Below are 21,025 nucleotides of genomic sequence, written 5' to 3'. Positions count from 1 at the left end.
CTAGCCGGGTTTTTCAGTGGTGGCGAATGACTTGGGCCACCGGAGCGTCGTGTTGAAGCCGTTAGGCGGCTTTGTCGGCCAGCCGCGCCAGTTGCGTCATCACCACGGCCGAGCCCGCCAGGCGCTTCTCGGCATTCGGCCAGTCGCGGATGAAGACCACGCTGTGGTCAGCCCTGATCTTGGCCAGAGAGCCCTGCTCGCCGATGAACTTGACCAGCCCGACGGGATTGGGAAACTCGCGCTTGCGGAAATGGATGACGACACCCTTGGGGCCGGCATCGAGCTTCTCGACATTGGCCTTGCGGCAAAGCGCCTTGATGAAGACGATCTTCAGGAGATGCGTGACTTCCTCCGGCAGCGGCCCGAACCGGTCGATCAGCTCGGCGCCGAAACCATCGATCTCCTCGGTGGTTTCGAGGTCGCCGAGGCGGCGGTAGAGCGCCATCCTGAGCTGCAGGTCCGGCACGTAGCTCTCCGGGATCATCACCGCGGTGCCGACCGCGATCTGCGGCGACCAGCCGCCGTCCTGCACCTCTCCGGAATCCTTCACCTCGGCCACCGCCTCTTCCAGCATCTGCTGATAGAGCTCGAAGCCGACCTCCTTGATGTGGCCGGACTGTTCTTCGCCCAGCAGATTGCCGGCGCCCCTGATGTCAAGGTCGTGGCTGGCGAGCTGGAAGCCGGCGCCGAGCGTGTCGAGCGACTGCAGCACCTTCAGCCGGCGCTCGGCCGTGTCGGTGAGCTTGCGGTTGGCCGGCAGCGTGAATAGCGCATACGCGCGCACCTTCGACCGCCCGACGCGGCCGCGCAGCTGATAGAGCTGCGCCAGCCCGAACATGTCGGCGCGGTGGATGATCAGCGTGTTGGCGGTCGGGATATCGAGGCCGGATTCGACGATGGTGGTCGACAGCAACACGTCGTACTGGCCGTCGTAGAAGGCGTTCATGATGTCGTCGAGTTCGCCGGCAGGCATCTGCCCGTGGGCGACCGCCACTTTCAGCTCCGGCACGGATTCATTCAGGAAATCATGGATTTCCGAAAGATCGCTGATACGCGGCACGACATAGAAGGAATGGCCGCCGCGATAGCGTTCGCGCAGCAGCGTCTCGCGGATGACCAGCGGATCGAAGGGCGAGATGAAGGTACGCACCGCCATGCGGTCGACCGGCGGCGTGGCGATCAGCGACAGCTCGCGCACACCGGTCAGCGCCAGCTGCAGCGTGCGCGGGATCGGCGTTGCCGACAGCGTCAGCACGTGCACGTCGTTCTTCAGCTCCTTCAGCCGTTCCTTGTGCTTGACGCCGAAATGCTGCTCCTCGTCGATGATCAGCAGGCCGAGATTCTTGAACGAGATCGAGCTGCCGAGCAGCGCATGCGTTCCGACGACGATATCGACCGTGCCGTCGGCGATCCCCTTCTTGGTCTCGGCCAGTTCCTTGGCACCAACTAGGCGCGAGGCCTGAGCGATGCGGATCGGCAGGCCGGAAAAGCGCTGCGAGAAGGTCTTGAAATGCTGGCGCGACAGCAGCGTCGTCGGCACCACGACCGCGACCTGGAAGCCTTCCATCGCCGCGATGAAAGCGGCACGCAGCGCCACCTCCGTCTTGCCGAAGCCGACGTCGCCGCAAACCAGCCGGTCCATCGGCTTGCCGGCGCCGAGGTCGTCCATGATGGAATCGATCGCCGTCTGCTGGTCGTCGGTTTCCTCATAGGGGAAGCGCGCGGCGAACTCGCCATAGAGGCCTTCGGCCGGGATCATCGTGGGCGCGGCACGCATCTGCCGCTCGGCGGCGATGCGGATCAGTTGTCCGGCCATGTCGAGCAGGCGCCGCTTCAGCCTTGCCTTGCGCGCCTGCCAGGCGCCGCCGCCGAGCTTGTCCAGCGTCGCTTCCGCCGAATCCGAACCGTAGCGCGACAGAAGCTCGATGTTTTCCACCGGCAGGAACAGCCGGTCGTCGCCGGCATAGTGGATTTCGAGACAGTCATGCGGCGCGCCGACCGCCTCGATGGTGCGCAGTCCGACGAAGCGGCCGATGCCGTGGTCGGCGTGGACGACAATGTCGCCGGAAGACAGCGAGGACGCCTCGGCGATGAAGTCGGAGGCCTTCTTCTTGCGCTTCGAACGCCGGATCAGCCTGTCGCCGAGAATGTCCTGCTCGGCGACGATGACCATACTGTCGGTCTCGAAGCCGGATTCGAGCGGCAGCACGGCGAGCCCCGCTTGCCCCGGCTCGAGCTTTTCGACCTCGGCAAGCATCGCGACCGGCTTCAGATTGCCGAGATGATGCTCGGCCAGAATCTGGCCAAGCCGGTCGAGCGAGCCTTCGGTCCAGCCGGCGACGATGACGCGGCGGCGCGCGGCGCGTTCATCGGCGATATGCTTCACCACGATGTCGAAGACGTTGATGTTGGGGTCGGCGCGCTCCTCGGCAAAGCTGCGGCCCTGCCGTGAACCGGCGTGGAAGACTTTTTTGCCGCCGACATCGGGCGCATCGAAGACGGTGAAGTCGATGTCTTCGCGCGGCCCGAGCGAAGCGCGGAGATTCTCCGGCGAGAGATAGAGCAGGTCCGGCGCCACCGGCTTATAGGGCACCGCATCCTTCAGCGAGCCGTCGGCCTGCTTCCGGCGCGCCTCGTAGTGATCGAGGATCAGCGTGTGACGCTCGGCCAGTGCCTCATGCGCCAGATGGTCGAAGATGACAGGCGCATCCGGCAGATAGTCGAACACCGTCTCCAGCCGCTCGTAGAAGAACGGCAGCCAGTGCTCCATGCCGGCGAAGCGCCGGCCTTCGCTGACGGCAGCGTAGAGCGCGTCGTCGCGCGACGGCGCGCCGAACGCTTCGATGTAGGCGCGGCGGAAGCGGCTGATCGTCTCCGGCGTCAGCGCCACCTCGCTCATCGCCTGCAGCGCCATCGACTTGCGCTGCCCGGTGGTGCGCTGGGTCGCCACGTCGAAGACGCGGATCGATTCCAGCGTATCGCCGAAAAAGTCCAGTCTCAGCGCCTCGCTCCAGCCGGGTGCGAAGAGGTCGAGGATGCCGCCGCGCACCGCGAATTCGCCGACGTCGCGCACGGTCGGCACGCGCTCGAAACCGGAAGTCTCCAGCCGCGCGATCAGCACGTTCATATCGATCTGGTTGCCGGGCTTGGCATGAAATGTCTGCGCTTCGATCAGCCCGGCCGGCGGAATGCGTTGCAGCAGCGCGTTGGCCGTCGTGAGAACCACGGCGCGATGCGGCTTCTTGGCGAGCGCAATGAGGGCGGAAAGCGCGTCGAGCCGCCGCGCGGCGGCATCGGCGCCCGGCGAGACACGGTCGTAGGGTAGGCAATCCCACGCAGGCAGTTCCAGCACCGGCAGGCCGGGCGCCGCGAAGGCGAGCGCATCGATGATCGCCGGCAGCCGCTGGCCGTCGCGCGCGACGAACAGCACCGGCTTGTCGGGCGCGATCTCCTGCGCCGTCCGCACCAGCGCGAAGGCTTCGTAGCCGTCGGCGACGCCGTCGACGATGAATTGACCGGCGCGGCCCTTGGGCAGGCCGATGGAAGGAATGAGGCTCATGGGTTATGCGTTTTTCAAAATGTCACGGTCCGGCGCGACGCCAGGATCTTTTGCAGCACCGCGCAATCGATATCGGGCGGAACCGGGCGTTCGCCGATGATCATCGGCAGGAATTCAGTATCGGGGATTTCGAGGAGCATTTCATATTGGTCGATTTCGTCGCCGGTCAAGGCGCCGATCTCGGCATCGGCGAAGGAGCCGAGGATGAGGTCCATCTCGCGCATGCCGCGATGCCAGGAGCGGAACAGGAGCTTGCGGCGGCGGGCATCCAACCCCTCGCTTGATCGCTGTGTTCCGGTCATCGCGCCGTATCCCTGTTCGAAGCGGCGCATATAGCGTGGATAGCGACCGGTGTCAGCCTTTGCGCTGCGGCCGTCGCGACATAAGCTGACACCATGCGTCCTTCCATCCTCGATCCCCTGTTCGTCCCGATCACCTCGCTCGCCGGCATCGGCCCGAAAGTCGCGACCATGATCGAGCGGGTCGTGCCGGCCGATCTCGGCGATCGCGCCGCGCGCGCCGGCGATCTGCTGTTCGTGCTGCCCAACACGGTGATCGACCGCCGCAACCGGCCGGGCATCGCGCTCTCGGCCGAAGGCCAGATCGTGACCCTCGAGGTGCGGGTCGACCGCCATCAGCCGCCGCCCCGCGGCAACAGGTCCGTGCCTTACCGCGTCTACGCCCATGACGACACCGGCGAAGTCGCGTTGACCTTCTTCCATGCCCATGCCGCCTATCTGCAGAAGATGCTTCCCGAGGGCGAACGTGTCGTGATCTCCGGCCGCATGGAGTGGTTCAACGGCCGCCCGACCATGGTTCATCCCGACCATATCGCGCCGATCGACGAGGCCGACGGCCTGCCGCTGGTCGAGCCCGTCTATCCGCTCACCGCCGGCCTGTCGGCAAAAGTGCTGCGCCGCGCCATCGGACAGGCGCTCGGCCGCCTGCCGGAGCTGCCGGAATGGCAGGACGAGGCCTTCATGCGCCGGCACAGCTTTCCGTCTTTCGGCGATGCGCTCAGCCGCATCCATTACCCGAAGGACCCCATCGACGTTGCCGTCGAGGGCGCGGCCTGGCGACGCCTTGCCTACGACGAGTTCTTGGCCGGCCAGGTGTCGCTGGCGCTGGTGCGGGCCAGAATCCGCCGTCTTTCGGGCCGGCCGCTCACCGGCGACGGCCGCGTCGTCGAGAAACTGCGCGCTGCCCTGCCCTACAAGCTTACGCCCAGCCAGGAATTCGCGCTCGGCGAAATCAATGCCGACCTCGCCGATCCCGAGCGCATGCTGCGCCTGCTGCAGGGCGACGTCGGCTCCGGCAAGACGGTGGTCGCGCTGCTCGCCATGGGGCGCGCGGTAGAGGCCGGCGGGCAGGCGGCGCTGATGGCGCCGACCGAAATCCTGGCGCGCCAGCACCTGGCGACGATCGAGCCGCTCGCGGAGAAAGCCGGCCTCAGCGTCGCCATCCTCACCGGCCGCGAAAAAGGCCGCGAGCGCGCTGAGACGCTCGAAGGCCTTGCCAGTGGCGCGATCGACATCGTCGTCGGCACGCATGCGCTGTTCCAGGAGACGGTGACGTTCCACGACCTCGTCCTTGCCGTCGTCGACGAACAGCACCGGTTCGGCGTCCACCAGCGGCTGGCGATTACCGCCAAGGGCGATGCGCCCGACATGCTGGTGATGACGGCGACCCCCATTCCGCGCACGCTGGTGCTGACCGCCTTTGGCGACATGGACGTCTCGAAGCTCACCGAGAAGCCGGCCGGCCGGCAGCCGATCCGCACCGTCACCTTGCCGATGGAGCGGCTGGACGAATTGGTCGGGCGCATGCGCGATGCCGTCGCCGAAGGTCAGAAAATCTACTGGATCTGCCCTCTGGTCGAGGAATCCGAAGAGATCAAGCTGATGTCGGCGGAGGACCGTTTCGCGTCTCTGAAACCGCTGTTTGGCGACCGGATCGGCTTGGTGCATGGCCGAATGAAGGGTGCGGAGAAGGACGAGGCGATGCGCGCCTTCAAGCAGGGCGAGACGCGCATCCTGATAGCGACCACCGTCATCGAGGTCGGCGTCGACGTGCCGGACGCGACGATCATGGTCATCGAGCATGCCGAACGCTTCGGGCTTGCGCAGTTGCACCAGTTGCGTGGCCGGGTCGGGCGCGGCGACCGGCCCTCTTCTTGCGTGCTGCTTTACAAGGATCCGCTCGGCGAGACGGCGAAGCGCCGGCTGTCGGTGATGCGCGAGACCGAGGACGGATTCCGCATCGCTGAGGAGGACCTCAAGCTGCGCGGCGAAGGCGAGCTGCTGGGCACCCGCCAGTCCGGCACCCCAGGCTTCCAGGTGGCGCGCATCGAGTTCCATGCCGATCTGCTCGAGGCCGCGCGCGACGACGCCCGGCTGATCCTGTCGCGCGATTCGGAACTGCAGTCCGAACGCGGCCAGGCGCTCCGGCTGCTGCTTTATCTGTTCGGGCGCGACGAGGCCGTGCGGCTTCTGCGCGCCGGCTGAGCGGCACCCAGCGCCGGGTTGGCGAGCGCCCCCTCGACAGGCTCGCCGTTCAGCGTCACCAGCTTGGCCTTGACCTCCGGCGCCACCATGCCGGCCGAAACGATCAGCTTGGCGCCGTCCTCGATCGTCATGTCGAGCAGCACGATCTCGGATCTATGCACATACATCAGGAAGCCGGTGGTCGGGTTCGGCGTGCAGGGCATGAACACCGCGATCAGCGGATCGCCTTCCTGGTCGAGCTTCTGGTTGATCTCGGTTTCCTTCTCGCTGGCCACGAAGACCAGCGACCAGACCCCTTTGCGCGGATATTCGACCAGGCCGACCTGACGGAACATATCGCCCTTGTTCGACAGCACCGTCTCGAAAATCTGCTTCAGCGAGCCATAGATGCCGCGCACCAGCGGCATGCGGCCGAGCAGCCGCTCGCCGAAATTGACGATGGCGCGGCCGACGATGTTTGCCGTCAGGAAGCCGATCAGCGTGATCAGCACCAAAGCCACGATCAGCCCGAAGCCGGGCACCGGGAACGGCAGATAGGTGTCGGGATTGTAGCGGGCGGGGATGTAAGGTTTCACCCAGGAATCGACCCAGCCGATGAGGGACCAGGCGATATAGGCGGTGATCGCCAGCGGCGCGCAGACGATGAAGCCGGTCAGGAAATAATTCCTGAGCCGGGTCATGCCAGAGGTCTTCAGAGCATCGGACATAGGTTCACCGCGGCGCAGGTTGCAGCGCCGAGATTAGTGAACCGCGAGCCGGTTTGGAACTGCGAAGTTTTTAAAGAGCGTTGGTCATGCCGCTGCGTCCAGCGGCACAATCTTTTCGAGTTCCGCCGCGATCTTTCTCGCCTCGGTCTCAAGCTCGTAGGCCTTCTGGAAGTTCATCCAGAACTCGGGTGTGGTGTTGAAGAATCTGGCAAGGCGAAGGGCTGTATCGGGAGTAAGGCCGACCTCCGATACGCTCGATACGAGTACGCGGCAGGTTGAGCTTCCGCGCCAATGCGCCGGCGCTCATGCGAAGGGGAACAAGATACTCCTCGCGCAGGAATTCCCCAGGATGGATAGGGCGTGCGAACTTGAGCATAGCTCGGTATCCTCAAAGGGTTAGGGCGAGCGCGCCTCCCAGCATGTATCATGCTATGGTACAAAGCCAACTGCAAGGTAACGGCTTTCAACGCTCCAAATGAAAGCTGCTTAGGTTCGCGATTAGCCGAAACATCCTTCCCCTCGTCATCCACGGGCGGAGCAAGGAGCGAAGCGACGCGCGCAGACCCGAGGATCCATTCCGTGACGCTTCGGCCGGATAGAAGCGGTGCAGAATAGGCGCTACCACCCGGTGCCGCGAAAAAGCTCAAACCACTCCGGATTGGTCTATTCGACCAGTTCGATCTTCCATTGGCGCGGCCAGCGTTTCAGCGACTTCTCGCGCTGGATGGCATCCCGGATGTCGAAATATTCCTCGTACCAGAGCCAAGCGCTGCACGCCATAACGCCCGGTAAAGCGCGAGCCTTCGCCGGACCTATGCTCTGGCACTCGACGGGCCAGATCGTTTGTTACTCCGATGTAGATGGTGCCGCGCTTCTTGCTCGCAGTCATATAAACATAACCCGTCATGCACGAAGTATAACGGATGGATGATCAAGCGACCATTCTGATGGGCTGCATTCTTTGTAAGGTCACGGAATGGACCTCGGGTCTGCGCAGGAGCTCCGCTCCTGCTCCGCCCGTGGATGACGAAGGTGCGTTTCGGTCCACCGCTGGCGAAGCCTACTCCACCGTCACGGATTTCGCCAGATTGCGCGGCTGGTCGACGTCAGTGCCCATGAACACGGCGGTGAAATAGGCGAGCATCTGGATCGGCAGCGCGTAGATGATCGGCGCGATGATTTCCGGCACATCGGGCAGGATGATCGTCTCCATCGCCTTGATGCCCGCCTGCGCCGCACCCTTGGCGTCGGTGATGAGGATGATCTTGCCGCCGCGCGCCGCCACTTCCTGCATGTTCGACACCGTCTTTTCGAAGATGCGGTCATGCGGCGCGATCACGATCACCGGCATGTTCTCGTCGATCAACGCGATCGGCCCGTGCTTCAGCTCGCCGCCGGCATAGCCTTCGGCATGGATATAGGAGATTTCCTTGAGCTTCAGCGCCCCTTCCATGGCGAGGGGGAAATTGGTGTCGCGACCGAGATAGAGCACGTCCTTGTAGCGGGAGAGCTCGCGCGAGATGCGTTCGATCTGCTCGTCGAGCTTCAGCACCTGGGTGGCGTAGCGCGGCGCCTCGGAAAGCTCGCGCACCAGCTGCTTTTCCTCGTCGCGCGAGATCGAGCCGCGCGCCACGCCGGCCCGCACAGCCAGCGAAGCCAGCACCGACAGCTGGCAGGTGAAGGCCTTGGTCGAAGCGACACCGATCTCCGGGCCGGCAAGCGTCGGCAGTACGACGTCGGATTCGCGCGCCATGGTCGATTCCCGCACATTGACGACCGCGCCGATCTTCATGCCGGCCTTGCGGCAATAGCGCAGCGAGGCCAGCGTGTCGGCGGTCTCGCCCGACTGCGAGATGAAGAAGGCTGCGTCGCTCGCCGACAGCGGCATCTCGCGATAGCGGAATTCCGAGGCGACATCGATGTCGACCGGCAGCCGCGCGTAGCGCTCGAACCAGTATTTCGAAATCAGCCCGGCGAGATAGGCGGTGCCGCAGGCCGAGATCGCCAGCCGGCCGATCTTGGCGAAGTCGAAGGGCAGCTCGAGCGGCTTCGAGACGCCGGCGACGAAATCCACGTAATGGGCCAGCGTGTGCGAGATCACCTCCGGCTGTTCATGGATTTCCTTTTCCATGAAATGCCGGCGGTTGCCCTTGTCGACCATGAAGCTGGTCGACAGCGACTGCTGGCGCCTGCGGTCGACCTTGTTGCCGTCGATGTCATAAATGGTGACGCTGTTTCGACGCACTTCGGCCCAGTCGCCGTCTTCCAGATAGGTGACCGCGTTGGTGAAAGGCGCCAGCGCGATGGCGTCCGAGCCCAGAAACATCTCGCCGTCGCCATGGCCGACGGCGAGCGGCGGACCGTTGCGGGCGCCGACGATCAGGTCCTCGTCGCCCTTGAACATGATCGCCAGCGCGAAGGCGCCGGAGAGCCGCTTCAGCGCCTGATGCGCGGCCTGGACCGGCTTCAGCCCCTTGGCGAGTTCCCGCGCCACCAGATGCGCGACGACTTCGGTGTCGGTCTGCGAGGAGAATTTGTAGCCATCGCGGGAGAGCTCGTCGCGCAGCTCGGCGAAGTTTTCGATGATGCCGTTGTGGACGATGGCGACGCCGTCGGAAAAATGCGGGTGCGCATTGGTCTCGTTCGGCACGCCATGCGTCGCCCAGCGCGTGTGGCCGATGCCGATCGTGCCGTCGAGCGGGTCTTCCTTCAGACGGCGTTCGAGGTTGATCAGCTTGCCTTCGGCGCGGCGTCGGCCGAGCTCGCCCTTCTCGATGGTGGCGACGCCGGCAGAGTCATAACCGCGATATTCGAGCCGCTTCAGCGCATCGACGATCAGCGGCGCGACCTGCGAATGGCCGACAATTCCAACGATACCGCACATGCCCTGCCCCCGATTTCATGCGGAAACCCAGCGTTATCTAGGGATTGCCGGACTGCCGCGAAAGTCACTTTGCGTTTCGTTCCGTGTCAGCCGGAACGGTTTTGCGACCGATGCACCATGCCAGGCCGTCGTTGCAATCCCATTACTCGAATTGCTCGGCTTCTCAGAGCCTTGGTTTCCGATCGTTCATCCCTTGGCTCAGATCACGGCCGCGGCGGCCTTCGGCAAAGCCGCCTAAACTACGTGCCGGCGCTACTCCGCAGCCTTCTTCCTTGCCGCCGCGACCGAGGCGAAGCGTTCTCGCAGTTCCTTGCCCTTGCCGGGCAGGGTCTTCTGGCGGGCGCGGCCGAAGGCAAGCGCATCGTCGGGCACGCTCTCGGTGATCACGCTGCCCGAGGCGATGTAGCCGCCCTTGCCGATCGAGACCGGCGCCACCAGCGACGAGTTCGAGCCGATAAAGGCGCCCTCGCCGATGTCGGTGAAGAATTTCGAATAGCCGTCATAGTTGCAGGTGATGGTGCCGGCGCCGATATTTGCCCCGGCACCGACGCGCGCGTCGCCGATATAGGTCAGGTGGTTGACCTTGGCGCCTTCCTCGACGGTCGACTGCTTGACCTCGCAGAAATTGCCGACCTTGGCCCTCTTTCTGAGATCGGCACCGGGACGCAGTCGCGCGAACGGCCCAACCTCGCTGTTTTCCCCGATGGTGGCGCCCGTGAGATGGCTGAAGGCATGGATCGTGGCGCCGGTGGCAATCTTGACGCCCGGCCCGAACCAGACATTCGGCTCGACGATCGTATCGGCGCCGATTTCGGTGTCGTGCGAGAAATAGACGGTTTCCGGCGCAATCAGCGTCACGCCCGCAAGCATCGCCTCGCGCCGCCGGCGCGCCTGCCAGATGCCTTCCGCCTCGGCGAGTTCAGCCCGGTTGTTGATGCCGAGCGCATTTTCGAACTCCGCCTCGGTGGCCACCACGTCGAGGCCCTCCGCGCCGGCAATCTCGACGATGTCGGTGAGATAGAACTCGCCTTTCGCGTTGTCGTTGCCGACCTTGTCGAGCAGTCGAAGCGCATGCTTGCCCGCGACCGCCATCATCCCGGCGTTGCAGAAGCCGATCTTCTTTTCCGCCTCGGAACAGTCCTTTTCCTCACGGATGGCGACCAACTGACCGCCCTTTTCGATCAGCCGGCCGTAGCCGGTCGGATTGGGCGGGCGGAAGCCGATCACCGCGACCGCAGCACCCTCCGCCAGCTTCTGCCGCGCGGCGGCGAGCGCGCCCGCATCGATCAGCGGCGTGTCGCCGAACATCACGAGAATATCGTCGTAACCCTTTGAGATCGCTTCGCGCGCGGCAAGCACGGCATGCGCGGTGCCGAGCCGTACCTCCTGGACGAAAGTCTCGGCTTTCGGCGCGAATTTCTGCGCCGCCTTGCGCATTTCCTCCGCGCCATGGCCGATCACCAGCGCGAGACCCGTTGCCCCTGCGGCTTCGGCGGCTTTCACGACATGGGCCACCATCGGCAGCCCGGCGATGGCGTGCAGCACCTTGGGCATCGCGCTTTTCATGCGCGTGCCTTCGCCGGCGGCGAGGATGACGGACAGGCAGGATGTCTGGCTCATGAAAGGGCAACCATATGAAAGCTGAATCAATGCATGCTAACAGCGGCGTGATGCTGTACCAATGCGGTTAAATTCCGGTGAGACCAACGAGCAGTTCACGCTTAATTGGCAGGTCTCCGGCGGCGACTACAAAAGGCCGTGCTTTCTGAATTCAGCCTGTTCGTCACCTGCAATCCAGCCAAAGACCTTCAGATCGCCATCGCGCCTCTCGACGAGATAGCTGACCTCGAAGTCGATGGTAAGGCGATCTTTGTTCTTGCGCTCGTAGTCGCCTGACCATTGCACTTTGGCCACGCAATGGTCCTGGTCGATGGGCATCACCGTAACGCCTCCGCAGGTCATTTTCTTCGTGCCGATCGCCCGATAGGCCTCGAAGCCCTTCTTCATGACCTCCTTCAATCGCTGGCCATTCTCGCCGACCATGACACCTGCCGGCGTCACCGAGACAAAGCCGGTTGAGTAGATCGCGGCAACGTCGTCCAGACCGACGTCGCCGGCAATTGCGTCGTTGAAGACCTTCGCATACGTCTTGAAGAACGTCTCGGCGTCCGCCCTGGATATCATCTCGCCCACATCGCTCCTTTGCGAAAAGTCCGCGGATTCGGCTTCATCAACGCGAACGCTCGCGCCCGTTCCTGAACCCGGCTTACCCCAACCTCCCCAGCATCGGAAAATTCTCCAGCAGCCAATAGGACGCGCTTTGCACGCCACCGGTCAGGAAGAACACGCCGGCGACGACCAGAAGCGCGCCTATCGCCTTCTCGACACGGCCGAGATGGACGCGGAATTTGCCGAGGAAGCGCATGAAGGCGCCGGAAAACAGCGCCGCGATCAGGAAAGGAATGCCGAGGCCGAGCGAATAGGCGGCGAGCAGCAACGCACCCTCGCCCACCGTCTCGCGGCCGCCGGCCAGCGTCAGGATCGGCCCGAGCACCGGGCCGATGCAAGGCGTCCAACCGAAGGCGAAGGCCAGTCCCATGACGTAGGCGGCGACCATGTTGGCCGGCTTGCCCTGCGACTGGAAGCGCGCCTCGCGCGACAGCAGCGGGATGCGCAGGATGCCGAGGAAATTCAGCCCCATGACGATGATCAGCGCGCCCGCCACCATCGCCAGCGGCTCCTGCCAGACGCGCAGCAGACGGCCAATGGTCGAGGCGCCCGCGCCGAGCGCTACGAAGACGGTCGAGAAGCCGAGCACGAAGGCAAAAGAGGCATAGAGCAGCGCGCCGCGCGCGCCTTCCCGTGCCGTCACGCCCCGATTGCCGCGGAAATCGTCGACGGACACGCCCGCCATGTAGCAGAGATAGGGCGGCACCAGCGGCAGCACGCATGGCGACAGGAACGAGATCGCCCCTGCCCCGACCGCGCTGACATAGCCGATGTCCAATGCCATTTCATCTGGCCCCGATTGTGCTGGCGCCGATATAGCGATGCGCAGGCCTCCATGCCAATCACCATTGTGTGGCACGCGGTCGCCCGGCCGAGGAAGAAATGGCCTTCCCCGTGCGTTGATTGGGCAGCGCGCGATTGCCGCGTGCTTGTTCTCAGGGAGAGATTGCCATGAAATCGATTGCACTCGGGCTCGCGGCCCTGTTGCTCGGCACCGCCGCGTCCCACGCCGCCGAGGCATGGAAAGAGGCCGAAGTCGGCGGCAAGAAGATCTATACCGATGCCATGGGCATGACGCTTTACACCTATGACAAGGACGAGAAGGGTAAATCCAACTGCTACGACAAATGCGCCGCCAACTGGCCGCCGTTGAACGCCGAGGCCGGTGCCAAGGCGGATGACGAATGGACGATCGTGGAGCGCACCGACGGCACCAAGATGTGGGCCTATGACGGTAAGCTGGTCTACACTTACGTTAAGGACAAGAAGGCCGGTGACGTGACCGGCGAAGGCGTCGCCGGCGCATGGCACGTTGTCGCGGCCGACTGATTTTTATCCGGGTGGGCTGCCGGATATCTTTCGGCGCCCGCCTGGTTGCGTCGCTGATGGCGCGCCTGCGTCGATGTCGCTTGTGTGTCGACATGCGTCGGTGACCCGATTCTTCCGTGCTCCGAGATACGAACCTTCCTCCCAAAAAATGTGATCTTCGCCATACACTCTAAGAGTGTATCGCCCCCGGCGGGCCCGCAAATTGGGTCCTTCCCCTTGACCGATTGCAAAAGCGCGGCCATGTGAGCGACGAAAAGAGTGGGATTTCGTCGTGCGCCGCGGAGTTCTTCCGCCGCCTCACAGCTGATAAGAGACCTCATGGACGTCGTCGTCGTCGAATCGCCGGCCAAGGCGAAGACAATCAACAAATATCTGGGCAAGAACTATAAGGTCCTGGCCTCGTTCGGCCATGTCCGCGATCTGCCGGCCAAGGATGGTTCGGTGCGCCCGGACGAGGACTTCGCCATGTCCTGGTCGGTCGACACCGCCTCCGGCAAGCGTCTCGCCGACATCGCCAAGGCGGTCAAGGACGCCGACGGGCTGATCCTCGCCACCGACCCGGATCGCGAGGGTGAGGCGATTTCCTGGCATGTGCTGGAAGTGCTGCGGCAGAAGCGCGCGCTGAAGGACAAGCCGGTCAGCCGCGTCGTCTTCAACGCCATCACCAAGTCTTCCGTGCTCGAAGCCATGGCCAATCCCCGCCAGATCGACGCGCCGCTGGTCGACGCCTATCTCGCTCGCCGCGCGCTCGACTATCTGGTCGGCTTCACGCTCTCGCCGGTGCTGTGGCGCAAGCTGCCCGGCGCCCGTTCTGCGGGGCGCGTTCAATCGGTGGCGCTGCGCCTCGTCTGCGATCGCGAATCCGAGATCGAGCGCTTCATCCGCGAGGAATATTGGCAGATCGCCGCCATCCTCAACACGCCGCGCAACGACAGCTTCGAGGCGCGGCTGACTGCCTATGCCGGCAAGAAGCTGCAGAAGCTCGACATCGCCAACAAGGCACAGGCCGACGACATCAAGGCGATGCTGGAAGGCGCGACCTTCAAGGCCTTGTCGGTCGAAGCCAAGCCCACCAAGCGCAACCCCGGACCGCCCTTCACCACTTCGACGCTGCAGCAGGCCGCCTCCTCGCGGCTCGGCTTCTCGGCCAACCGCACCATGCAGGTGGCGCAGAAACTCTACGAAGGCATGGACATCGGCGGCGAGACAGCAGGCCTCATCACCTATATGCGAACCGACGGCGTGCAGATGGCGCCGGAGGCGATCGATGCCGCGCGCGATGCCATCGTGAACGAGTTCGGCGCAAAGTACCTGCCCGAAAAGCCGCGCTACTATTCGGTCAAGGCCAAGAATGCCCAGGAAGCGCATGAGGCGATCCGCCCGACCGATTTCAAGCGCACGCCGGCATCGGTCCGGCAATATCTCGATGCCGACCAGGCACGGCTCTACGAGCTGATCTGGAAGCGCGCCATCGCCAGCCAGATGCAGCCGGCCGAGATCGAGCGCACCACGGTCGAGATCGAGGCCGTCAACGGCGCCCGCACGGCGGAGCTCCGCGCGGTCGGCTCAGTCATCCGCTTCGACGGCTTCATCGCCGCCTACACCGACCAGAAGGACGAGGACGCCGAGGACGAGGAAAGCCGCCGCCTGCCCGAGATCCGAGCCAATGAGCAGCTTGCACGCGAGGCGATCAACGCCACCCAGCACACGACCGAGCCGCCGCCGCGCTATTCCGAGGCATCTCTGATCAAGAAGCTTGAAGAACTCGGCATCGGCCGGCCGTCGACCTATACGGCGATCCTGAAGACGCTGGAGGATCGCGACTATGTCGCCATCGACCGGCGCAAGCTGGTGCCGCAGGCCAAGGGCCGGCTGCTTTCGGCTTTCCTCGAAAGCTTTTTCGAGCGCTATGTCGAATATGACTTCACCGCTTCGCTCGAGGAAAAGCTCGACGAGATCTCCGACGGCAAGCTCGCCTGGAAGGATGTGCTGCGCGACTTCTGGAAGGATTTTTCCGGCGCGGTCGACGACATCAAGGAACTGCGCGTCACCGACGTGCTCGACGCGCTCAACGACGAACTGGCGCCGCTGGTCTTCCCGGCGCGCGAGGACGGCTCGAACCCGCGCATCTGCCCGAAATGCGGCTCAGGCAATCTGTCGCTGAAGCTCGGCAAGTTCGGCGCCTTCGTCGGTTGCTCGAACTATCCGGAATGTTCCTACACCCGCCAGCTTGGCGACGCCGCCAATCCCAATGGCGAGAATGGCAATGGCGAGGACGGGGTCAAGCTTCTCGGCAAGGATCCTTACACTGCCGAGGAGATCACGCTGCGCAGCGGCCGTTTCGGCCCCTATATCCAGCGCGGCGAAGGCAAGGACGCCAAGCGCTCGAGCCTGCCCAAGGGCTGGACCGCCGAGTCGATCGATCATGAAAAGGCGCTGGCCCTGCTGGCCCTGCCCCGCGACGTCGGCAAGCACCCGGAGACCGGCAAGATGATCTCCGCCGGCCTTGGGCGCTACGGGCCCTTTGTGCTGCATGACGGCACCTATGCCAATCTGGAAAGCATCGAGGACGTCTTCTCGATCGGCCTGAACCGCGCCGTCTCGGTGATCGCCGAGAAGCAGCAGAAGGGCAAGGCCGGCCGCAACGGCGCCACGCCGGCGGCGTTGAAGGAACTGGGCGACCACCCCGACGGCGGCGGCAAGATCGTCGTCCGCGACGGACGCTATGGGCCTTACGTCAATTACGGCAAGGTCAATGCGACGCTGCCCAAGGGCAAGGACCCTCAGTCGGTGACGATGGAAGAGGCGCTCGCTTTGATCGCCGAAAAGGAAGCCAAGGGCGGAGGCGGCAAGAAGCCGTTCCGCAGGGCAGCCAAGAAAGGATAGCAGGACGTGGCGCGCAGGATCTCCGGAAGAAGCCACGGCGATCCGCGCAGCGCCGACACCAGGGCCAGTGTCAAGGACGACTACCGGCCCTCGCGTGACGAAATCCTGCGCTATATCGCCGAGAATCCCGATCGCTCCGGAAAGCGCGAGATCGCCAAGGCTTTCGCGTTGCGTGGCGAGGACCGCATCTGGCTGAAGGACCTGCTGCGCGACTTGCGGGACGAGGGCCTACTGACGAAGGACCGCAAACGCCACACCCGCGCCGGCGCCGTGCCGCATGTCGCCGTGCTCGACATTGTCGGTCGCGACGCCGACGGCGTGCTGCTGGCCAATCCGAGCGAATATACCGGTCCCGGCTCGCCGCCCGTCATTGCCATCCGCATTTCGCGCGGCGCCAGCGGCCCCGTCCCCGGCGTCGGCGACCGCGTGCTCGCCAAGACCTTCCCGACTGACGATGCAAGTGCCGTCCATGGCGGCCCCGCCTACACCGGGCGGGTGATGAAGGTCTTCGAGAAGCGCAGCGAAGCGGTGCTCGGCGTCTTCCGCGTGCTGAAGGACGGCAGCTTTCGGATCGAGCCGGTGGAGCGGCGCCAGCCCGAGCTCATCGTCGACAAGGAATTCCAGAACGGCGCCAAAAACGGCGACCTGGTCGAGGTCGAGCCGGCCCGCGCCTCTCGCTACGGCCTGCCGCGCGCCAAGGTGCTGGCGGTGCTGGGCTCGCTGACCAGCGAGAAAGCGGTCTCGATGATCGCCATCCACGCCCACGACATTCCGCACGTCTTTCCGGCCGATGTGATTGCCGAAGCCGATGCGATGAAACCGGCAATGCTTGCCGGCCGCGAGGACTGGCGCGACCTGCCGCTGGTCACCATCGATCCGGCCGACGCCAAGGATCATGACGATGCCGTCTTCGCCACGTCCGATACCGACGAGAAGAATCCCGGCGGCGTCATCGCCACCGTGGCGATCGCCGACGTCGCGGCCTATATCCGCTACGGCACGCCGCTCGACCGCGAGGCGCTGAAGCGCGGCAACTCGGTCTATTTCCCGGACCGCGTCGTGCCGATGCTGCCGGAGCGCATCTCCAACGACCTTTGCTCATTGCGCGAAGGCGAGGATCGACCGGCCATCGCCGTGCGCATGACCTTTTCCGCGGAAGGCCGCAAGCTCAGGCACTCCTTCCACCGTGTCATGATGAAGTCGGCTGCGAAGCTCGCCTACCCGCAGGCGCAGGCGGCGATCGACGGCGCGCCGGACGACAAGACCGGGCCGATCCTCGATAGCGTTCTGAAGCCGCTCTGGGATGCCTATGCCGTGCTGAAGCGCGGCCGCGACGCCCGCCAGCCGCTGGAGCTCGACCTGCCGGAACGCAAGATCCTTCTCAAGGGCGACGGCACCGTCGACCGTGTCGTCGTGCCGGAGCGCCTCGACGCCCACAAGCTCATCGAAGAGTTCATGATCCAGGCCAATGTCGCAGCCGCCGAGACGCTTGAAGGCAAGAAAGAACCTCTCGTTTTTCGCATCCATGACGCGCCTTCTCTGGCCAAGCAGGAATCGCTGCGGGAATTCTTGCACACGCTTGGCCTGTCGCTGGCGCGTGGCGCGCAGATGCGGCCGGGACAGTTCAACGGTATTCTGGAGCGCGTGCGCGGCGCCGACAACGAGGCGCTGGTCAACGAGGTTGTGCTGCGCTCGCAGAGCCAGGCCGAATATTCGCCGAAGAACATCGGCCATTTCGGTCTCAACCTGAGGCGCTACGCGCATTTCACCTCGCCCATCCGCCGCTACGCCGATCTCATCGTGCATCGCGGCCTGATTGCCGCGCTGGGCCTCGGCCCCGGCGGCCTGGCACAGCAGGAGGCCGATCGGCTGGAGGAGGTCGCAGCGCTGATCTCTGCCACGGAGCGCCGTGCCATGGCCGCCGAACGCGACACTGTCGACCGGCTGATCGCCGCCTATCTCGCCGAGCGCATCAACGATACCTTCGACGCGCGCATCTCCGGCGTCACCAAGGCGGGACTCTTTGTCCAATTGCCGCAATATGGCGCGGATGGTTTCATCCCGGTGTCAAGTTTGAGCGGCGACTACTATATCTACGACGAAACCGCTCGATCCCTGTTCGGAGAACGCACCGGCAAGGGCTATCAGCTTGCCGACCGCGTCGAGGTTCGGTTGCTCGAGGTCGCGCCGATGGCCGGCGCGATGCGTTTCGAGATGCTGAGCGATCCGAAGCCGCTGCCAGGCTCGAGACGGTCGTTCCACAAAGCCAAGGGCCGCGCCCGCGCATCGCAGTCGCGCTTCGGGCCCCGCGGCAGGAGAAGGTGATGGAAGAACAGGTTTTCGGCGGCGAGCATCATTCGGGCCGCGTCGCGCGTCCGCTGTGGACGGCGATCAAGCGCGGCCTGTTTGGCCGCTGCCCGCATTGCGGCGAAGGCAAGCTGTTCTATGCCTTCACCAAGTCCGTCGACAAATGCAGCGTTTGCGGCGAGGAGCTGCATCACCACCGCGCCGACGACCTGCCCGCCTATCTGGTGATCGTCATCGTCGGCCACATCGTGGTTGGCGCCTTCATGGGCGTGGAGGCGACCTCGACGCTCACGCTGTGGCAGCACGCGCTGATCTGGGTGCCCCTGACCTTTGGTCTGGCCGTCGCGTTGTTGCAGCCGGTCAAGGGCGCCGTCATCGGCCTGCAATGGGCGCTCTATATGCATGGCTTCGGCGGCGAGAAGGACGAGTTTGAGCCGCATCCCTAGGCTCAGGCCGCGGCTCAACGTTCGGGTAGAACGCAGTCCCGCGCCAAGCATCTGTTTTTAAGCAATTTTGAACGGAAAGCCGCAGCGCACTTTTCCTGGAATTGCTCCAGCAGCGACTTTTCGTCCGGGGCTGGTGCAAGGACCCGAATGCGCAAGCCACTTTCGCATTCGAGAAGTTTCCGCTAGGTCGAGCGCATGGAAGGAATGACCAAGGCGGATGTCGATAAACTCGATAAAGGCTTGGCCGTGCACGGCGGCCGGCCGCTTCGTCCGCGCGACGCCGCAACCTTGATCCTGCTTGACCGCAGCGGCAGCGACGTTCTGGTGCTGATGGGCCGGCGCCATGCCGGGCATGCCTTCATGCCTGGAAAATTCGTCTTCCCCGGCGGCCGCACCGATCCCGCCGACAGCCGTATTCCCGTCGCTGCCCCGTTACACCGTGAGGAAGAGGCAAGGCTTGCCAGCGGTCCAGGCCGCGCGAGCACTGCCCGGGCGCGTGCCATCGCCTTGTCGGCGATCCGTGAGACTTACGAGGAGGCCGGCTTGCTCATCGGCCGCAAGGGCCCGTTCGCGACCGCCAAGCGCGACTGGCAGGGTTTCGTCGAACACGGCGTGACGCCGTCATTGGACGCCCTGCGCTTCATCGCCCGCGCGATAACTCCACCCAACCGCGTGCGCCGTTTCGATACGCGCTTCTTCAGCGCCTGGCGCGATGACGTCGCCGTGGAGTTGCCGGATGGCGGTCCGACCAACGAGCTTGAAGAGCTCGTCTGGCTGCCGCTCGCCGAGGCGCGCAAGGCCGATATTCCCGACATCACCCGCATGATCCTGGAAGAACTGGAAAAGCGGCTCGCCCACGATCCCTTGCTGTGCCCTGGCGGTGCCGTGCCGTTCTTCCGGCTCATCCGAAACCGCTTCGTCCGCGAAGTCCTTTAGAAGCAGAGCATCCATATCCCATGACGGTCGATACCCAGCAAAAGGGCGACGAACGCGTACACTGGCTGCCGATGGTCGCGGCGATCTCCTCGATCAGCGTGGTCGGCATCGCCATCGGCCTCGGCATGCCGCTGCTCAGCGTCATCCTCGAAACGCGCGGCCACTCGGCCTCGATGATCGGCCTCAACACGGCGGTCGCCGGCCTCGCCTCGATCGCCGGGGCCCCGCTCGCCACGCCGCTTGCCACGCGGCTCGGCGTCGCCTGGACCATGCTTTTGATGATTGCCGCCGGCGCGCTTGCCTTCGTCGGCTTCCATTTCGCGCCGGACTTCTGGATGTGGTTTCCGCTCCGCGTCGCGCTGCATATCTCGCTGACGGTGCTCTTCATCCTGTCGGAATTCTGGATCAGCACCTCGGCGCCGCCGCATCGCCGCGGCCTCGTGCTCGGCATCTACGCCACCGTGCTGTCGCTGGGCTTCGCCGCAGGCCCCTGGTTGTTCGCGCATCTCGGCTCGAGCGGCTTCCTACCGTTCGGCGTCACCATAGCGCTGGTGACGCTCGCGGCCATTCCGGTTCTGGCCGCCCGCAACGAGAGCCCGGCGATCGTCGCCGACGGCGAGACCAGCCATTTCCTGCGCTATATCTGGATGGTGCCGACCGCGACCTTCGCTGTGCTGGTGTTCGGCGCCGTGGAAACCGGTGGCTTCTCGCTGTTCCCGGTCTATGGCAACCGCATCGGCTATTCGGAGGCCGACGCAGCGCTGTTGCTCACCATGATCGGCCTCGGCAACGTGCTCCTGCAGATCCCGATCGGCATGATCAGCGACCGCGTCTCCGACCGCCGCTACCTGCTTCTAGCCTGCGCCACGGTGGGTCTCGCGGGCACCGTGTTCATGCCATTCTTCGCCCAGAACTGGCATCTGATGGCGGCACTTCTGTTCGTCTGGGGCGGCGTGGTCGCCGCCATGTACACGATCGGGCTGGCGCATCTCGGCTCGCAGCTCTCCGGTCATGAGCTTGCCTCCGCCAACGCCGCGTTCGTGCTCTGTTACGGCGTCGGCATGGTGATCGGCCCGCAGGCGATCGGCATCGGCATGGATGCATTTGGTCCCTCGGGCTTCGGCTGGTCGCTGGCCTTGTTCTTTGCCGCCTATATGCTGCTGGTCTGCGTCCGTTTGGTGCGAAAGATTCTCTAGCCGAAAATGTCCGCGGAAGATTTGGCCTGCTGACATCACCGT

At 64.5% G+C, this 21,025-nt stretch carries 14 protein-coding genes and 2 pseudogenes; 7 read left to right on the top strand and 9 right to left on the bottom strand.

Translation table 11 applies throughout. The features are described from left to right. Positions 1 to 61 precede the first annotated feature (61 nt). Together mfd and QAZ47_RS18860 are read right to left on the bottom strand one after the other, a co-directional pair. Positions 62 to 3,559, bottom strand: coding sequence for a transcription-repair coupling factor (gene mfd / locus QAZ47_RS18865; RefSeq protein ID WP_278230374.1), 3,498 nt, complete (start codon positions 3,557 to 3,559; stop codon positions 62 to 64). 14 nt (positions 3,560 to 3,573) lie between these two features. Beyond that, positions 3,574 to 3,861 carry a succinate dehydrogenase assembly factor 2 gene (locus QAZ47_RS18860; protein ID WP_278230373.1) on the bottom strand — a complete coding sequence of 96 codons (288 nt, stop codon included), beginning with the start codon at positions 3,859 to 3,861 and terminating at the stop codon, positions 3,574 to 3,576. Between the two features lie 93 nt (positions 3,862 to 3,954). Between QAZ47_RS18860 and recG the strand changes: the two genes are divergently transcribed. Next, complete coding sequence (gene recG / locus QAZ47_RS18855) at positions 3,955 to 6,063, top strand: ATP-dependent DNA helicase RecG (RefSeq protein ID WP_278202227.1); 2,109 nt, start codon at positions 3,955 to 3,957, stop codon at positions 6,061 to 6,063. Here recG and QAZ47_RS18850 read toward each other — a convergent pair. The 7 genes and pseudogenes from QAZ47_RS18850 to QAZ47_RS18820 form a co-directional block, all read right to left on the bottom strand. Beyond that, the gene (locus tag QAZ47_RS18850; RefSeq protein ID WP_278230372.1) at positions 6,015 to 6,770 is read right to left on the bottom strand and encodes a DUF502 domain-containing protein; all 756 of its coding nucleotides are present in this window, start codon (positions 6,768 to 6,770) and stop codon (positions 6,015 to 6,017) included. The genes recG and QAZ47_RS18850 overlap by 49 nt on opposite strands. 84 nt (positions 6,771 to 6,854) lie before the next feature. Continuing rightward, positions 6,855 to 7,146, bottom strand: a pseudogene (locus tag QAZ47_RS18845) (HigA family addiction module antitoxin). Between the two features lie 287 nt (positions 7,147 to 7,433). Further along, positions 7,434 to 7,677 (bottom strand): annotated as a pseudogene (locus QAZ47_RS18840) (GIY-YIG nuclease family protein). 153 nt (positions 7,678 to 7,830) lie between these two features. Then, positions 7,831 to 9,654, bottom strand: a complete 1,824-nt coding sequence (gene glmS / locus QAZ47_RS18835) for a glutamine--fructose-6-phosphate transaminase (isomerizing) (protein ID WP_278230371.1) — start codon at positions 9,652 to 9,654, stop codon at positions 7,831 to 7,833. A gap of 252 nt (positions 9,655 to 9,906) precedes the next feature. Further along, the gene (gene glmU / locus QAZ47_RS18830) at positions 9,907 to 11,274 is read right to left on the bottom strand and encodes a bifunctional UDP-N-acetylglucosamine diphosphorylase/glucosamine-1-phosphate N-acetyltransferase GlmU (protein WP_278230370.1); all 1,368 of its coding nucleotides are present in this window, start codon (positions 11,272 to 11,274) and stop codon (positions 9,907 to 9,909) included. A gap of 126 nt (positions 11,275 to 11,400) precedes the next feature. Further along, complete coding sequence (locus tag QAZ47_RS18825) at positions 11,401 to 11,838, bottom strand: nuclear transport factor 2 family protein (RefSeq protein ID WP_278230369.1); 438 nt, start codon at positions 11,836 to 11,838, stop codon at positions 11,401 to 11,403. Positions 11,839 to 11,920: 82 nt separating this feature from the next. Continuing rightward, positions 11,921 to 12,667, bottom strand: a complete 747-nt coding sequence (locus QAZ47_RS18820) for a cytochrome c biogenesis CcdA family protein (RefSeq protein ID WP_278202220.1) — start codon at positions 12,665 to 12,667, stop codon at positions 11,921 to 11,923. A 167-nt stretch (positions 12,668 to 12,834) separates the two neighbouring features. Between QAZ47_RS18820 and QAZ47_RS18815 the strand changes: the two genes are divergently transcribed. The 6 genes from QAZ47_RS18815 (at position 12,835) to QAZ47_RS18790 (ending at position 20,983) form a co-directional block, all read left to right on the top strand. After that, complete coding sequence (locus tag QAZ47_RS18815; RefSeq protein ID WP_278230368.1) at positions 12,835 to 13,212, top strand: hypothetical protein; 378 nt, start codon at positions 12,835 to 12,837, stop codon at positions 13,210 to 13,212. Positions 13,213 to 13,530: 318 nt separating this feature from the next. Further along, on the top strand, positions 13,531 to 16,098 hold the full coding sequence (gene topA, locus QAZ47_RS18810; protein ID WP_278202218.1) for a type I DNA topoisomerase: 2,568 nt from the start codon (positions 13,531 to 13,533) through the stop codon (positions 16,096 to 16,098). A 6-nt stretch (positions 16,099 to 16,104) separates the two neighbouring features. Further along, positions 16,105 to 18,423: a ribonuclease R gene (gene rnr, locus QAZ47_RS18805; protein ID WP_278230367.1), complete on the top strand. Its 2,319-nt coding sequence runs from the start codon at positions 16,105 to 16,107 to the stop codon at positions 18,421 to 18,423. Beyond that, positions 18,423 to 18,851 carry a DUF983 domain-containing protein gene (locus QAZ47_RS18800; RefSeq protein ID WP_278230366.1) on the top strand — a complete coding sequence of 143 codons (429 nt, stop codon included), beginning with the start codon at positions 18,423 to 18,425 and terminating at the stop codon, positions 18,849 to 18,851. Before rnr ends, QAZ47_RS18800 begins: the two co-directional genes overlap by 1 nt. 195 nt (positions 18,852 to 19,046) lie before the next feature. Continuing rightward, positions 19,047 to 19,787 (top strand): NUDIX hydrolase, encoded by a 741-nt coding sequence (locus QAZ47_RS18795; protein ID WP_278230365.1) that lies wholly within the window; start codon positions 19,047 to 19,049, stop codon positions 19,785 to 19,787. 20 nt (positions 19,788 to 19,807) lie between these two features. Further along, the gene (locus QAZ47_RS18790; protein ID WP_278230364.1) at positions 19,808 to 20,983 is read left to right on the top strand and encodes an MFS transporter; all 1,176 of its coding nucleotides are present in this window, start codon (positions 19,808 to 19,810) and stop codon (positions 20,981 to 20,983) included. Positions 20,984 to 21,025 lie beyond the last annotated feature (42 nt).

The organism is Mesorhizobium sp. WSM4904 (assembly GCF_029674545.1).
Lineage (GTDB): Bacteria > Pseudomonadota > Alphaproteobacteria > Rhizobiales > Rhizobiaceae > Mesorhizobium.
The sequence above is the reverse complement of the archived record's forward strand: the minus strand, read 5'-3'. Positions and strand labels throughout refer to the sequence as shown.